This window comes from Allopontixanthobacter sp. (genome assembly GCF_034376665.1).
In the GTDB taxonomy this organism is placed as follows: Bacteria; Pseudomonadota; Alphaproteobacteria; order Sphingomonadales; family Sphingomonadaceae; genus Allopontixanthobacter.
Window position 1 is genome coordinate 1 of the sequence record NZ_JAXMJI010000080.1, and the last position, 14,160, is coordinate 14,160.

Annotated in this window: 15 protein-coding genes; 10 read left to right on the plus strand and 5 right to left on the minus strand. The window is 60.7% G+C overall.

Going from position 1 to position 14,160, the window contains the following annotated elements; translation table 11 throughout:
- On the minus strand, window positions 1–388 hold a 388-nt coding region (locus tag U0988_RS08535), incomplete at its 3' end, for a lipid II flippase family protein (RefSeq protein ID WP_322292198.1).
- Window positions 389–489: 101 nt separating this feature from the next.
- Here U0988_RS08535 and U0988_RS08540 point away from each other — a divergent pair.
- The 9 genes from U0988_RS08540 (at window position 490) to U0988_RS08580 (ending at window position 8,809) form a co-directional block, all read left to right on the plus strand.
- Window positions 490–2,229 carry an SLC13 family permease gene (locus tag U0988_RS08540; RefSeq protein WP_322292199.1) on the plus strand — a complete coding sequence of 580 codons (1,740 nt, stop codon included), beginning with the start codon at window positions 490–492 and terminating at the stop codon, window positions 2,227–2,229.
- A gap of 57 nt (window positions 2,230–2,286) precedes the next feature.
- Entirely contained in the window at window positions 2,287–2,745 is a 459-nt protein-coding gene (locus tag U0988_RS08545) for an Rrf2 family transcriptional regulator (protein WP_322292200.1), read from the plus strand.
- 98 nt (window positions 2,746–2,843) lie between these two features.
- A complete protein-coding gene (locus U0988_RS08550) occupies window positions 2,844–3,899 on the plus strand; it encodes a sulfate ABC transporter substrate-binding protein (RefSeq protein ID WP_322292201.1) in 1,056 nt (351 codons plus the stop codon).
- An 18-nt stretch (window positions 3,900–3,917) separates the two neighbouring features.
- Complete coding sequence (gene cysT / locus U0988_RS08555) at window positions 3,918–4,811, plus strand: sulfate ABC transporter permease subunit CysT (RefSeq protein ID WP_322292202.1); 894 nt, start codon at window positions 3,918–3,920, stop codon at window positions 4,809–4,811.
- A complete protein-coding gene (gene cysW, locus U0988_RS08560; RefSeq protein WP_322292203.1) occupies window positions 4,808–5,647 on the plus strand; it encodes a sulfate ABC transporter permease subunit CysW in 840 nt (279 codons plus the stop codon). The genes cysT and cysW overlap by 4 nt, the downstream gene beginning before the upstream one ends.
- A complete protein-coding gene (locus tag U0988_RS08565; protein ID WP_322292204.1) occupies window positions 5,644–6,699 on the plus strand; it encodes a sulfate/molybdate ABC transporter ATP-binding protein in 1,056 nt (351 codons plus the stop codon). The genes cysW and U0988_RS08565 overlap by 4 nt, the downstream gene beginning before the upstream one ends.
- Window positions 6,696–6,881, plus strand: coding sequence for a YezD family protein (locus U0988_RS08570; RefSeq protein ID WP_322292205.1), 186 nt, complete (start codon window positions 6,696–6,698; stop codon window positions 6,879–6,881). Before U0988_RS08565 ends, U0988_RS08570 begins: the two co-directional genes overlap by 4 nt.
- Before the next feature lie 61 nt (window positions 6,882–6,942).
- Window positions 6,943–8,337, plus strand: coding sequence for an alginate export family protein (locus U0988_RS08575; RefSeq protein ID WP_322292206.1), 1,395 nt, complete (start codon window positions 6,943–6,945; stop codon window positions 8,335–8,337).
- Between the two features lie 55 nt (window positions 8,338–8,392).
- Entirely contained in the window at window positions 8,393–8,809 is a 417-nt protein-coding gene (locus U0988_RS08580) for a universal stress protein (protein WP_322292207.1), read from the plus strand.
- A gap of 159 nt (window positions 8,810–8,968) precedes the next feature.
- Here U0988_RS08580 and U0988_RS08585 read toward each other — a convergent pair whose 3' ends face one another.
- Both U0988_RS08585 and U0988_RS08590 read right to left on the minus strand, forming a co-directional pair.
- Window positions 8,969–9,307 (minus strand): cytochrome c, encoded by a 339-nt coding sequence (locus U0988_RS08585; RefSeq protein ID WP_322292208.1) that lies wholly within the window; start codon window positions 9,305–9,307, stop codon window positions 8,969–8,971.
- Between the two features lie 239 nt (window positions 9,308–9,546).
- Window positions 9,547–11,892 (minus strand): TonB-dependent receptor, encoded by a 2,346-nt coding sequence (locus tag U0988_RS08590; RefSeq protein WP_322292209.1) that lies wholly within the window; start codon window positions 11,890–11,892, stop codon window positions 9,547–9,549.
- Window positions 11,893–11,993: 101 nt separating this feature from the next.
- Here U0988_RS08590 and U0988_RS08595 point away from each other — a divergent pair, with 101 nt between their 5' ends.
- Window positions 11,994–12,620: a TetR/AcrR family transcriptional regulator gene (locus U0988_RS08595; RefSeq protein WP_322292210.1), complete on the plus strand. Its 627-nt coding sequence runs from the start codon at window positions 11,994–11,996 to the stop codon at window positions 12,618–12,620.
- Here U0988_RS08595 and U0988_RS08600 read toward each other — a convergent pair.
- Window positions 12,617–13,420: a DUF1499 domain-containing protein gene (locus U0988_RS08600; protein WP_322292211.1), complete on the minus strand. Its 804-nt coding sequence runs from the start codon at window positions 13,418–13,420 to the stop codon at window positions 12,617–12,619. The two genes, U0988_RS08595 and U0988_RS08600, sit on opposite strands and share 4 nt — an antisense overlap.
- Window positions 13,421–13,466: 46 nt before the next feature.
- Complete coding sequence (locus U0988_RS08605) at window positions 13,467–14,150, minus strand: retropepsin-like aspartic protease family protein (RefSeq protein WP_322292212.1); 684 nt, start codon at window positions 14,148–14,150, stop codon at window positions 13,467–13,469.
- Window positions 14,151–14,160 lie beyond the last annotated feature (10 nt).

Consider the following 14,160-nt stretch of genomic DNA (forward strand, 5'->3'; position numbering starts at 1 on the left):
CCCCACGGGAGAACGCGTGCAGCAATAAGCGGGCGATCGAGCGGTGGTCCTGAAAATGCCCTATCGCGCTGCAAAACCAGCGCTGCACGGTGGGCACCATGATTGCCCCGACAATCGCGGCGGCGGTTGCCGAAAACAGGATCAACCGGAAATCGCCCAGCAGGTGACTCCCCGTTCCCGCTGCCAACGCATTCTCGATACGTTTGGCAAGGAACGGTCCCAGGAAACTGTTGGAGAGACGCGAAACCAGCACCAGAACATTAAACAGAGCGAAGGACATCGCGATACGGCGGGTCCTGACGCCTGCAATGCGCGCCGAATATGCGAGTGCACCAATTAGATGTATGCCGAAGGTCAGGAAGCATATGACGAAAAGCTGGATGTCCATGCGTACTCTTTCCGCGAGAGGGTGATTGCCCTAGTCGAGCGCTGGGCTTTATGGGATGAAAATGGAATTGACCACTCGCAACCGCATTGAGAGCACGCCGAATGTCGTTTGATCAGGCGGCAATCATGTTGATCCTTGGAACCATGCTGGTTGTTTACGCAAGCGAACGGTTCCGGGTGGAAGTCGTCGCCATGAGCGGCCTTGCCGCGGCATTCGTTATCGGCGTCGTTCCCGGCACTTCGGTGTTCGCGGGGTTCGCCAGCCCCGCAGTCATCACCGTCGTCGAAATACTGCTGGTCGTTGCCGCGCTTGCCAATGCGCGATCGCTCGACGGCATATCCCGGCGATTGACCGCCAGGCTCAAAAGCGAGACCGCGGTTATCCTTTTCCTGTGCGTGGCTGGGGCAGTGATTTCGGTCTTCATGAACAACATCGGCGCGCTCGCCCTGATGTTTCCTATAGCGATCTCGCTCTGCGCCAGGGCGGGCATAGCTCCGGCTCGCGTCCTGATGCCCCTATCCTTCGCTACGTTGCTTGGCGGGATGTGTTCGCTGACCGGGACGCCGGCCAATCTGGTCGTCAATGAATGGATGGCTGCGGAGACGGGCCGCAACCTGGGGTATTTCGAACTGGCACAGGTCGGCGGGCCGCTTGCCGTCTTCGGAATTCTTTGCCTCGTTCTGGTCACGCCGCGCATATTCACCCGTTTCGCAGCAAGTGATGGATCGCCAAGTGACGCAGGTCCATCCGATTTTCTGGCAGAGCGTATGCTAGCCAGCAGTTCCCGATTCGTTGGCCTGCATATTGCAGAATTCGAACTAAAGAGCGCACTTCGCATTCACGGAGTCGTTCGGCACGGGGCCCATGTCTTCGCTCGCCGGCAGGATATCGTCCTTTCAGCGGGCGACATACTCATGGTCGAAGGCGCTATCAGCCTGCTGGAGGAGTTGGAAGGCGATGGTGAGATCGAACCGCCGTACCACCATTCCGACGAGGAAACAGTCGAGCTCATCGTCATGCCGGACAGTCTATTGCTTGGCTCGCGGGTCGAAGATCTCGAGGCCTTGTCAGGGCCGTCGGTCCGCGTCGCTGCCTTGGCCAGTCGCCGGGGCCGAATCGAGGGGCGGTTTGCCGATCTGCCGCTATCCATGGGCGATGTTATTGTCCTGACAGGCGCACGCGAGGCTATTCGTCAGCTTGCCGGAGAGTGCGGGCTGCTGGCACTATCGCCAAGACGTTTGATGCGTCGGCAGAAAAATGCGCTTGCCGGCGTCGGTCTTTTCGCGATCGGGGTACTCGTCACGGCATTCGGGCTGTTACCCGTCGAGGTCGCTTTCGGAGCGGTCGTCCTGGCTTTGGCCATGACGGGCATTCTCAATCTTCGGACCGCACTTGCCGATGTAAATTGGGGCATCGTAATACTGCTCGCCTGCATGATACCCTTGGGCCTTGCGGTTGAAGAGACCGGCGCGGCGCGGGTGATCGCGGACCATCTTGCGGACCTTCTCCCCTTTGGCGAGCCATTGGTGGTCGTGCTCGCCGTTCTTGCAATGGCTGTGGCGATCACACCTTTCGTGGACAACGTTTCAACCGCCGTGGTGCTGAGCCCGATTGCCGCTGGGCTTGCCACGCGAACGGGAACCCCGGTCGAGCCGCTTCTGATCGCGGTTGCGATTGGTGCTTCACTCGACTTTCTGACGCCGTTTGGCCACCACAACAACGCCGTGGTCATGGGAGCAGGGGGCTATCGGTTCAGCGACTTTCCACGGCTCGGGGTTCCTTTGACGCTGGTCTGCCTAGTCGTCGCTGCGGTGGTCTTTGCCTTATTGCTAGCCATGTGACCGTTGAATCGACAGTTCATCTGATGTAATGCCTATTCACAACATAGGGAAAAAGAAATGATTTCGAACAAGGCCCGTTATGCCTTCCGTGCCTTGCTGGCGATTGCGGCCACGCCGGAAGGCGAAGCAGTAACAAGTGCCGAAATCGCCCGCCGCTACAACATCCCCCACAAATTTCTCGAGCAGATCCTGCTTGATCTGCGTAAGGCCGGGATACTTGACAGCAAGCGTGGGAAGAGCGGGGGTTATGTCATGCTTCGCCCTTCCGATACCGTAAGTTTCGGCGAAGTCCTGCGCATTTTCGAAGGTCCGCTGGCACCGCTGCCTTGCCTGTCCCGGCAGGCCTACCGTCGCTGTGAAGACTGCGTCAGCGAAGCGCAATGCGAGATTCGGCGCGAGTTCGGCCGTGCCTATGATGCCAGCCGCGCAGTGCTCGACACACGCACCATCGGCGATGCACTCTCCGACACGCCTTACAACGCACCATGGCACCGGGAAGACCGTCGGGCCAGCTAGTCCAAAATTCCCTATTGCTATTCCCTATTAGTCCGATAGGCTTAAAGGGTAATTGATTCGCTAGCGCTGCGGCGCGGCTTCGACGGGGAGAATATCGAATGGCTTTCGGACTGAAATCTCGGCGCGGCGCGATTGGCGTATTGCTCGGAACAACCGCTTTGCTGCTCGCCGCCTGTTCGCAGGCACCGGGCTCCGATGCAGGCGGCGCTGCCGACGCCGTAGAGCTGCTCAACGTATCCTACGATCCGACCCGCGAACTGTACGAGGAGATCAATCCGCTCTTCGCAGCCGACTGGAAAGCCAAGACCGGACAGGACGTAACAATCAACATGAGCCACGGCGGTGCAGGCAAACAGGCGCGCGCCGTGATCGACGGGCTCGATGCTGATGTTGTCACTCTCGCACTCGCGTATGACATTGACGAGATCGCCGCCAAGACCAACGCGCTGAGCGAGGGGTGGCAAAAGCGTTTGCCCAACAACAGCTCACCCTACACTTCGACGATTGTATTTCTCGTCCGCGACGGCAATCCGAAGAATATTCGAGACTGGGATGATCTCGTCAAATCAGGTGTCGGTGTCATTACGCCAAACCCGAAAACGAGCGGCGGGGCGCGTTGGAATTTCCTCGCCGCCTGGGCATTCGCAAAGGATAAATACGGGTCGGACGCAGCAGCCGAGGACTTCGTTCGAAAGCTCTTCGCCAACGTTCCTGTTCTCGACAGCGGTGCCCGCGGTTCGACCACGACGTTTGCCGAGCGCGGTATCGGTGATGTCTTGCTAGCATGGGAAAACGAGGCGTTCCTCGCACAGAAGGAACTCGGGGAAGACAAGTTCGACATCGTCGTTCCGTCGATTTCGATCCTTGCCGAACCGCCGGTGACGGTGCTCGACGGAAACGCCGGGCGTCATGGAACCGCAAATGTCGCAAGCGCCTATCTGAACTTTCTCTATACCCCCGAAGCGCAGGACGTGATCGGCAAGAACTTCTATCGGCCAACCGCGGATGCGGCGAAGGCAAAGTACGCATCGAGCTTCCCGGAAGTAAACCTCGTGACTGTCGATGGTGCATTCGGCGGTTGGCAGGCGGCGCAGAAACGCTTCTTCAATGATGGCGGCGTCTTCGACAAGATCTTCACCGAGACCAAGCGCTAGCGCGCGTTAGCGCAAGCGTTGAGCAGACCACTGCAGATGCACCAGCCATTGATCATCGAAGCCCCGCTGGGGGCTGCCGCACCGCGAACCTGGCGGCGCAAGTCGATCATTCCGGGCTTCGGCCTGACGATGGGTTTTACGCTCGCCTGGCTTTCCCTAATCGTGCTCATCCCGCTCAGCACCGTGTTCATTCGTGCTGCTGGAATGGGCTTCGCCGAATTCGTCGAAGTCGGCTTTTCCGATCGCGCCATGGCCGCTTACAAGGTCAGCTTCGGAACAGCCCTGGCGGCCGCCCTGATCAACGCGGTCTTCGGGATGATCGTGGCCTGGGTGTTCGTGCGATACGATTTTCCGGGTAAACGGATATTCGACGCACTGATCGACCTGCCGTTCGCCTTGCCTACTGCGGTTGCGGGTATTGCGCTGACGGCGATCTATGCGGGAAATGGCTGGATTGGGCAGTTCCTCGAACCACTTGGTATCCAGGTCGCATATAATCCGATCGGGATCACGATAGCACTCATCTTCATTGGCTTGCCGTTCATCGTTCGGTCCGTTGAGCCGGTGCTCGCCGACCTATCCAGCGAGGTCGAGGAAGCGGCGCTGTCGCTTGGCGCGACGCCGTGGCAGGTCTTCGCCCGGGTGATTTTGCCCGCCGTGCTGCCTGCTTTGCTGACCGGCTTTGCTCTCGCACTTGCCCGCGGGGTCGGCGAATACGGTTCGGTCATCTTCATAGCCGGCAACATGCCGTTTAAATCCGAAATCGCTCCGCTTCTGATCGTCACCCAGCTCGAGCAATATGACTACGCCGGAGCCACCGCGATCGCGGTGGTCATGCTGCTGGTTTCCTTCGCGATGCTGCTGTTCATCAATCTTGTGCAGGCCTGGAGCCGCAGAAAGGTCGACGCATGATAGGTTCGACCCATCAACGACGGCCAGTCCGATCTCCCTTGCTGCTCACACTGGCATTGGGTTTCCTTGCCGTATTCTTGCTCCTGCCGTTGATAACGGTGTTCGTCGAGGCGTTGGCCAAGGGCTTTGGCGAATATGGCGCCGCGCTTGTACAACCCGATGCGATTTCCGCGATCAAGCTCACCCTGCTCGTCGCCGCGATCAGTGTTCCGCTCAACATCGTCTTCGGGATCGCCGCCGCCTGGGCGATCGCCAAGTTCGATTTCCCGGGCAAAAGCATCCTGACGACGTTTATCGACTTGCCGTTTTCGGTTTCGCCGGTCGTCGCGGGCCTGGTTTACGTATTGATGTTCGGGATGCAGGGCTGGTTCGGCCCGTGGCTGCGCGAACATGACATTCAGATCATCTTTGCGGTTCCCGGTATCGTCCTGGCCACTGTCTTCGTCACCTTCCCCTTTGTCGCGCGTGAACTGATCCCCCTGATGCAGGAGCAGGGCCGGGATGACGAGGAAGCGGCGCTGTCGCTGGGCGCGAGTGGATTCCAGGCATTCTGGCGGGTGACACTGCCCAACATCCGCTGGGGCCTCCTGTACGGTGTCCTGCTCTGCAACGCGCGGGCGATGGGCGAATTCGGGGCGGTCTCGGTGGTTTCCGGTCATTTGCGCGGGCTGACCAACACGATGCCGCTGCATGTCGAGATTCTCTACAACGAATACAATTTTGTCGCGGCCTTTGCAGTCGCATCGCTTCTGGCGCTGCTTGCTCTGCTGACGCTGGTGCTCAAATCGATCCTCGAATGGCGTTACGGCTATAACCACGGGAGTGCGGGACATTGATCACGCTCGATAATATCTCCAAGCACTTTGGCAATTTCACCGCCTTGAGCGGGATCGATCTTGCTGTCAGGGATGGCGAGTTCCTTGCGCTGCTCGGGCCCTCCGGATCGGGCAAGACCACCTTGCTGAGGATTATTGCCGGCCTGGCTTTCCCCGACGAGGGCCGTGTTTCTTTCAATGGCGAGGATGTCACCGACCTCAAGGTTGCGGATCGCAAGGTCGGGTTTGTCTTCCAACACTATGCGCTGTTCAAGCATATGAGTGTCGTCGACAATGTCGGTTTCGGCCTTTCGGTCCGGAGGCGCGGCCAGCGCCCCTTGAAGGCGGATATCCGCGCCCGCGCGCATGAATTGCTGGACCTCGTGCAGCTGGGAGGACTGGGCGAACGATACCCGGCGCAGCTTTCGGGCGGCCAGCGCCAGCGCGTCGCGCTCGCACGCGCATTGGCCGTCGAGCCGCAATTACTACTTCTCGACGAACCGTTTGGCGCTCTCGACGCGAAAGTTCGCAAGGAGTTGCGCCGATGGCTGCGCCAACTTCACGAGCAGATGGGTCTTACTTCGATCTTCGTCACCCACGATCAGGAGGAAGCGCTTGAACTCGCCGACCGCGTCGTGGTCATGGACAAGGGTAAGATCGAGCAGATCGGCACGCCCGAAGAAGTCTATATGGCGCCCCGAAGCGGCTTCGTGTCGGGGTTTGTGGGCGACATCAACAGCCTGGCGGTAACCGTTGTTGATGGGAAAACCCGCTGGCATGACCGCATGATCGATATAGACCCTGATGGCGCAGCCGATGGCCCTGCACGGCTGGACTTCCGCCCGCATGATGTGGCGCTGGGCGCCGAAGGTAGCGGCAGCCTGCCGATGGTCGTCACCAGTGCCTATCGCAAGGGCGGGGACTGGCGGGTGGAAGGCACCGTCGGCGGTGCTGCCCGGGTGATCGAGGTAGATTTGCCGGCGGATGGTCCGCAGCCCCGTGCCGGACAGCGGCTAAGCCTGAGAATTGGCCGAGGGCGCCTGTTCAGGGAGGATGAGGAGGCACGCCGATGACCGAAATCCGCCAGGTCTCCAAAGCTCCTGCCGACAAGCACCGGCATGTCGAAGACGGCCTCGCTGCCATACGCGATGCTTTGCTGGGCCTCCAATTCGGATCGGTGACGGTCACGATGCACGAAGACCGCATCGTCCAGATCGACGTGACCGAAAAGAAGCGGATCGCTCCAAAGCACTGACTAAGAACCAAAGACGATGCTGACCGGTCAACCGGAGGTGTCGCGATCAGGAAAGGAAATCATGATGATCGCACGCTATCTGACCGCTGCCAGCGCATTGGCCCTTGCCGCACTCGGCAACCCCGCGCTCGCGCAGGACAAACCGAAATCCGAACCGTGGACTTTGCAAGAGGCCCTCGGCGATCCGGAAGGCCTGGAAGTCTCCGGCAGTATCCGCGTCCGTTACGAGGCACTGGCGAACCAGTTCCGCCCAGGGCTCGACGAGAATGACGACATCGTCTCGCTGCAAACCCGTCTGTTCGCGCAATACGATACCGGTCCGATCCGGATTGGCGGGGAAATCATCGATTCGCGGGTTTACGCAGCGGATGCAGGCAGTTCGGTCGGAACCGGTGAAGTGAATGCGCTCGAACTTGTCCAGGCCTATATCGGCGCGGACTTCGGCGATGCTTTCGGTGAGGGGTCCGAGGCAAAACTGGATGCGGGCCGGTTCACCCTCAACCTCGGTTCGCGCCGACTGGTCGGCCGCAACAATTTTCGCAACACGACCAACGCCTTCACCGGGGCGAAATTCGAACTGGCGGGCAGCGGCGGGGAACAGCTGACGCTCTTCTACACCTATCCCCAACAGCGCCTGCCGAGCGATAAGGACTCGATTCTCGACAACAAGGTGAAATGGGACCGGGAGGGTGACGAACTGGTGTTCTGGGGGGGATTCCTCAGCAAACCGAAGATCACAGGATCCACGAATCTGGAGGTCTATTTCTACGCCCTGGAAGAGGAAGATACCGCAATACGCGCCACCCGTGACCGCACGCTTTACACACCCGGAGCACGGCTGTTTCGAAATCCGGCGGCCGGCAAACTGGATTTCGAATTTGAATACGCCTATCAATTTGGTGATATCAACACCAGCAGCGCAGCCGCCGCGCCCAAGCAGGATGTTGCCGCCCAATTCCTTCATGCAGAGCTTGGATACCAGTTTGCCGGCGGGTGGCAGCCGCGCATCGCGCTCGAATATGACCTGGCCACCGGCGATGAGCCCGGCGGCAGCTATGGGCGTTTCGACAGTCTCTATGGCCCCCGCCGGTTCGATTACGGCCCGACCGGAATCTATGGTCCTCTTGGCCGCAACAATATCAGTTCGCCCGGCGTTCGGCTTGAAGTGAAACCGTCCAAGCGCTGGGACGGCTTCCTGTTCTACCGCGCGGCCTGGCTGGATAGCGCTGCCGACAGCTTCGCAAGCACGGGGGTGCGTGATGCGAGCGGAGCCTCGGGCAAGTTTGGCGGGCACCAGATCGAAGCGCGTGCGCGGTACTGGATCATTCCCAAGGCTTTACGGCTCGACACCGGTGCCGCTGCGCTGTTCCATGGCCGATTTCTTGAAACCGCCCCCAATTCAAACGGGTTTGGCGACACGCTGTATGGTTACATCGATGTAACGGCGAGTTTTTGATGGGAGGTGTCAGGATAATGCCAGACAATTCTTCCGCGGAATTTGGAGAAAGTCGATGTTCGACAGCATCCTGGTGCCGGTGAAGCTTACCAAACCAGCCGAGGCGGAGCGAGCGGTCAAAATCGCCAGCAAACTCGCGCGCGAATTCGACGCGTTGCTTACATTGGCAACCATCACACCGCACTGGGTAACAGTGAAGGATGCCGATTACTCGTGGGAAGCGCGCCGTTGGTTCGAATCTCGCGCGGCAATCGGTCTCGACCAACTCAAGCTTCTCACGGGTGATGCCCGGTGCCGGACCCTGAGCCGGTGGGGCTCGGTACCCGGGTCCATTCTGGACATGGCTGAGGAGGTTGACGCCGATTTGATCGTGCTCAATGCTGACAAGTCGAAGCTCACCCATTTCCTGCACCAGCCAGATTCTGGTCGCCTAGCGAGCAGGGCCAGCTGCTCGGTCTTCCTCATCAAATAACGAGATATACCTCGCTGCGGTTTTGGATGTCCGCGTTGAGTACTATCTTGGACCCTCCGAATGTCTCCATCAGGGCGAAGCTTGACGCGCCAGGATGTCCGCTATCCCAATGTGCGCTCCTGAAAGGAGACGTTCCGGTCTGTTCGACTTAGCAGCCAATCAATCCTGCTCTCTGAGCGTCTCGAAATAGGCGAGCAGATTGGCGATATCGTTATCTTCAAATACGAAGACTGGCATTTCCATCGAATGGCCGATCTGAACTCCACGCTCAAACGACGCCTCTACCGCCCATTCCGGCAAGCGGTGGGCCGCACGCCGAAGGCTAGGGGCGTTCGGATTGGGTGAAACACCGTCATCAAGCGCGTGACAGCTGGCGCAGTTCGCTTGGGCAAAGGCCCTGCCCTCGGCTGCACTTTCGGAGAGAGTGTTCGCATCGCGATCAGTTACGCACGCTGCGACGAGGAGCGGAATTGCAAGGATGAGTAGACGCTTGAGCACGATATTGCCCCCTTTCGGACCACGGCAGTGTATCGCAGTGAGGCAGGCAAACACAAGTAATCCCGGGACGAAGCGAGTATTGGCTGTGAATGTCCGCAATGGTGTCGTGTCCGGGCAGGCAGCCTTTCTATCAAGCAGGCATGAGCCGCCCGCTCAGCATGGCGGGGGAATTGCATCGCGCATTCCCCCGCCAACCTGTACCTGCTTGGCGCACAAGCGGCGCCGCGTTGTGCGCCGTTTTAGAAGCGCACTTCGCCGGTGACGAAGAACCTGCGCGGGTCGCCGTAGAAACCGGTCAGCGTGCCCTCCAGTCCCAGCGTGGAGCGGAAGGGCTGGCCGCCCGTGCCGCCGGATACGAAATTGTAGCCGGACACGATGTAGCGTTTGTCGAACAGGTTCTTGCCGTGGACCCCGATCGAAAACCGGTCTGCATCGTCGGTATAGACCAGGCTGGCATCGACCAGCGCGAAGCCGTCCTGATCGAGGAACGCGTTCGGCGCTTCGAACTGGCTGGCGTCGCTGCGCATGCTGACCGAACCGAGGAAATCGACCATTCCGGCGGCAACCGGCAGGCCCAGATCGAACCCGGCGTGGACGGTGAATTCCGGCGTGTTCTGGAACACCCGCTGATCGGCCACATCGTTGCCCAGCGCATCGATGAAGGTGTTGAACTTGGCGTCCAGATAGCCGAGCGACCAGTTCACATTGAACCGGCTACCCGCCCCGGCGAAGTCGCGTCCGACCAGCGCGCGGCCTTCGAATTCAAGCCCGTTCACATCCGCGCTGGCAGCATTGCTGGTGATCCCGGCGAAACTGTCGTTCTGCCCGTCGCCATCGGAATCGAACCCGACCGAACCGGGGATCTGGACATCGCTGTAATCGCCCTTGAACGCGGCAAGGCTGATGTTGAGCCGGTTGTCGAGCAGCGAGGCCTTCCAGCCCACTTCATAGGAATCGACGGTTTCGGGATCGAAGCTGAGGAAATTGAAGATATCCTCCGCATCCCGCGCACCGCTGCCGTTGAGGTCCGGCGCCTGGGTGGACTGGCCGCGCGGATCGAAACCACCGCCCTTGAAGCCCCGTGAATAGGAAATGTAGAAATTGTGGTTCTCGTTCGGCTTGAAGCTGATCGAGGCGCGCGGCGTGAATTCCTTGAACGTTTCGCTGCCGAGGAAGTCGGAGGTAACCGCAATCGGCACGCCGGTGCCATCGAACAGATCGGAAAATCCGCCGATAAAGGTCGTCCGCAGGATCCGCGAGGTCCGCTTGTCATTGGTATAGCGGCCGCCGACCGAAACCGAGAATTGTTCGGTCAGATCATAGGTGAAATCGCCGAACACCGACCATGTCTTGGTGCCGACATCGCCCAGCGTCTGGGCATTCAGCCCGGGCAGTCCGATCAGGGTGCCGGTGGTAAACAGTGCCACATCGAACGCGGTGAAGGCGTTGGCGTCGAGGTAATAGGCACCCAGCACACCGTTCAGATTGTCGCTTTCATACAGCAGCTGCAATTCCTGGCTGAGCTGGTCGTTGTTGTAGATGGCCGGCACGTCGAGGTCGGCAGCGGGAAGGCTGTCGAAATCGATCGGCGTGGTGGATTTGTCCTCGCGGTAACCGGTGATGCTCTTAAGGGTTATCGTGTCGCTGACCTGCAGGGCAATGTTCAGCGCGCCGCCGTACGCCTCGACACTCTGTTCCACCACATTCAGGCCCGCCCGCGTGTCGAAGACATTGTCGAGCACGGGGGCGCCGGTGAACAGGCTGGGGATCAGGCGGTGGCCCTGGCGCGCTTCGCTGTTGTCCTTGACGTAATCGCCCGACAGGCGAACGAACAGCGGACCGTTGTCGAATTCGACCGTGCCGCGCGCGGCCCACACGTCCTTGTTGTAATTTTCCGTGCCGAGCGTCAGATTGTCGCCAAACCCGCCGCGCGACAGCCGCGCACCGCTGGCACCGACGCGCAGACTGTCGGTCAGCGGGGTCGAAGCGGTCACGACCACGTCGGCCTGGTCGTACGAGCCATAGGTGCCGCGAATCTTGACCTGCGTTTCAGCCGGCAGCCGAGCGGTTACATATTTGATCGCGCCGCCGATTGTGTTGCGACCGTACAACGTACCCTGCGGCCCGCGCAGAACTTCGATCCGCTCCACGTCATAGACATCGAGCACGGCGGCCTGCGGCCGGTTCAGATAGACATCATCGACATAGAGGCCGACGCCCGCCTCGAACCCGGCGACCGGGTCCTGCTGGCCGACACCGCGGATGAAGGCGCTGAGCGTGGTGTTGGTCCCGCGGCTGACTTCGAGTGTCACGTTGGGCATTTCCTGCGCGATCTCGGTGATTTCGAGCGTGCCGCTCTTGGCCAGTGACTCGCCGCTAATCGAGGTGACCGACAGCGGCACATCCAGCAGCCGTTCTTCGCGGCGGCGCGCGGTAACCACGATCAGGTCGTCCGAATCATCGGCTGCAGCCGAATCGAACTGGGTTTCGGGCGCAGCATCCTGCGCAAGAGCCGGACCATCGGCCAGCGCGAGCGCAGCGACGCCGGCCAGAAGACTGCAGGCGAAGGTTTTGTTGATAGCCATTGGTTCGTTCTCCCTGTGCGTTTTTTTGCGCAATATTGAATGTTGAACCAACTTTCAAGTTCTGCTTGTAAATTTTCTTTTTGGAAACTACGCACCGCGAAATGAGGGCGGAAAAACACGCAGCCGGGCAGAACGCCGCAAAGCAGCCGCGCACGGCGCGCGGGGCGCAAACCATGCGCAAATTACTCGATGCGGCAGAGGCCGAATTCGGCGAGCGCGGCTTCCACGAAGCCTCGGTCAGCGGGATAACCCGCCGCGCCGGCACCGCGCTGGGCAGTTTCTACACCTATTTCGACACCAAGGACGATGTGTTCCGCGCACTGGTGCGGGACATGAGCGAGCGGGTAAAGACGCAGGTCGGCGGGGCAATCGGCCCCGGCCTGTCACCGCTGGACGTGGAATGCACCGCCCTGGAGGCATTCCTCGAATTCGTCCGCACGCACAAGGAAATCTACCGCATCATCGACGAGGCGGAATTCGTCGATCCCGAAAGCTACCGCGCGCATTACGAAACCACTGCCAGCCGGATCGAGGCGCGGCTGGCCAAGGGGATGGCGAGCGGCGAGCTGCGGCCGGACCTGGAAGAGGCGCACGCCTGGGCCATGATGGGGATGAACGTCTTTCTCGGGCTGCGTTACGGCGTCTGGACCGATGACCGGTCGCCCGCAGAGGTTGCCGAAATCGCGCGTTCGCTGCTGGAACGCGGCATCGCCAATCCGAAGGCTTAGCCCTCGATTGCCTCGATCAGTTTCCCGATCCGCTTCGCATTTGCGCCAAGGTCACTCAGGCCGACCCGCGAAGTGGAGCGGAAATCGACTTCGCTGCCGCCCTCCACCGGGGTGATCCGGGCAACCACGTCATCCTTGAAGCCGTAGAGAAATGTCTCGGCCACGCCCTCCACCCGTCCGTTGGCGCTGCGCACATTTGTGAATCCGGCCGCGGTCATCGCATCGGCAACCCGCTGCGCCGAGACATCCGGACTGACGGGCAGCAACACCGTGTTGAGCTCGGGATAGCCCGCCGCGATCAGCTCCGCCGCAGTCTGGTCCTCAACCTTGGCAAAGCGCTCACCCTGCCAGCGTTCCATTTCGCCCAGCGGGGTCTGGAAATCGATCAGGGGATTGGCCTCGATCGAGCTCCGCAGAGCCAGGGTCTCCTCCGAATAGGCCGGCGGATTGGCGGTGTTGGTGGTGATATCGTAGATCGGCGGGACCCGCTCGCCGGTGGCCTTAGTCGAGGCCAGAAGGGCGAAGAACACCGCGGGAATTGCCAGGGCGATTACCGCCTTGAACCATCCGCTGCGCGGTGCCTTCAGCAGTGTCCAGACCAGAGCGATCGCCGCGATCTGCGCGGTCAGGCCGATCAGGTAGAGCCCCCAGGTGAAGGTCATCGTCATCAGCCCGGTTTGCCAGTGGATGACCCCGAACTTCGGTCCGAACGCCGCCACGGCGAACCACAGCACCAGCGCGAGCGAGAGTAGCAGCGCGAAGCTGGCGAATTTGGCGGACCGGGTAGCGGGTTTCTTCATGCGCTGCGTGATGCACCAGCCGCTGCCTGCCCGCAAGAGATGGTTTTCAGTAGGAGCCCGAGGCCGCATCCACCGGGGGCTGCGGGTTATTGGGCACCAGGATCAGGACGTTGTCCTCCACCCGCCAGGATTTCAGGCGCGACAGCAGGTTCATGCCGATGACATTGGTCTCACCCAGATTGGGCGCGGTCACCGCGTCCAGCCCGCGCGCCGTAACGGTGCCGAACCGCAGTTCGTCGATCGAGGTGATCTGCGCGGAAATGGAACCGTTCGCGGTGTTGAGCCGGATCGGAATCCCGCCCCGCCGCGGCTCCAGACCGGCGGCGTCGGCCACCCGGCCCGACACAGCGGTCAGGGTGGCACCGGTGTCCACCATGAAGGCGACCGGAACGCCGTTCACTTGCGCGCTGAGCCAGAAATGCCCGTCCGGCGCCATCGGGATTCGGGTTTCCGCGCCTTCGACCACTTGCTGCGGCATACCCATCTCGGGGATCGCGAAATCCACCCGCGAATCGAACCGCGACAGTTGCAGCACCACGGTGACCAGGATCGCTGCCAGCGCAACGGTGCTGGCGGTGCTGACCAGCCCCCCCAGAGGTATCCGGCGGCGAACCATCATCGCCCCGATCCAGCCGGCCAAAAGCGCGCCAATCACCGCCACCAGCAGGCCCGACCGGGGTATTTCGGCGATCACGGCCGCCAGCGCGTTCCAGATTTCGGCAAGGGTCATGGCGGCAATA

What these genes read in the sequence shown, in the direction of transcription:
- U0988_RS08540 (WP_322292199.1), top strand. Translation starts at nt 490, where the DNA reads ATGTCGTTTGATCAGGCGGCAATCATGTTGATCCTTGGAACCATGCTG.
- U0988_RS08545 (WP_322292200.1), top strand. Translation starts at nt 2,287, where the DNA reads ATGATTTCGAACAAGGCCCGTTATGCCTTCCGTGCCTTGCTGGCGATT.
- U0988_RS08550 (WP_322292201.1), top strand. Translation starts at nt 2,844, where the DNA reads ATGGCTTTCGGACTGAAATCTCGGCGCGGCGCGATTGGCGTATTGCTC.
- cysW (WP_322292203.1), top strand. Translation starts at nt 4,808, where the DNA reads ATGATAGGTTCGACCCATCAACGACGGCCAGTCCGATCTCCCTTGCTG.
- U0988_RS08570 (WP_322292205.1), top strand. Translation starts at nt 6,696, where the DNA reads ATGACCGAAATCCGCCAGGTCTCCAAAGCTCCTGCCGACAAGCACCGG.
- U0988_RS08575 (WP_322292206.1), top strand. Translation starts at nt 6,943, where the DNA reads ATGATGATCGCACGCTATCTGACCGCTGCCAGCGCATTGGCCCTTGCC.
- U0988_RS08580 (WP_322292207.1), top strand. Translation starts at nt 8,393, where the DNA reads ATGTTCGACAGCATCCTGGTGCCGGTGAAGCTTACCAAACCAGCCGAG.
- U0988_RS08590 (WP_322292209.1), bottom strand. Translation starts at nt 11,892, where the DNA reads ATGGCTATCAACAAAACCTTCGCCTGCAGTCTTCTGGCCGGCGTCGCT.
- U0988_RS08595 (WP_322292210.1), top strand. Translation starts at nt 11,994, where the DNA reads ATGAGGGCGGAAAAACACGCAGCCGGGCAGAACGCCGCAAAGCAGCCG.
- U0988_RS08600 (WP_322292211.1), bottom strand. Translation starts at nt 13,420, where the DNA reads ATGAAGAAACCCGCTACCCGGTCCGCCAAATTCGCCAGCTTCGCGCTG.
- U0988_RS08605 (WP_322292212.1), bottom strand. Translation starts at nt 14,150, where the DNA reads ATGACCCTTGCCGAAATCTGGAACGCGCTGGCGGCCGTGATCGCCGAA.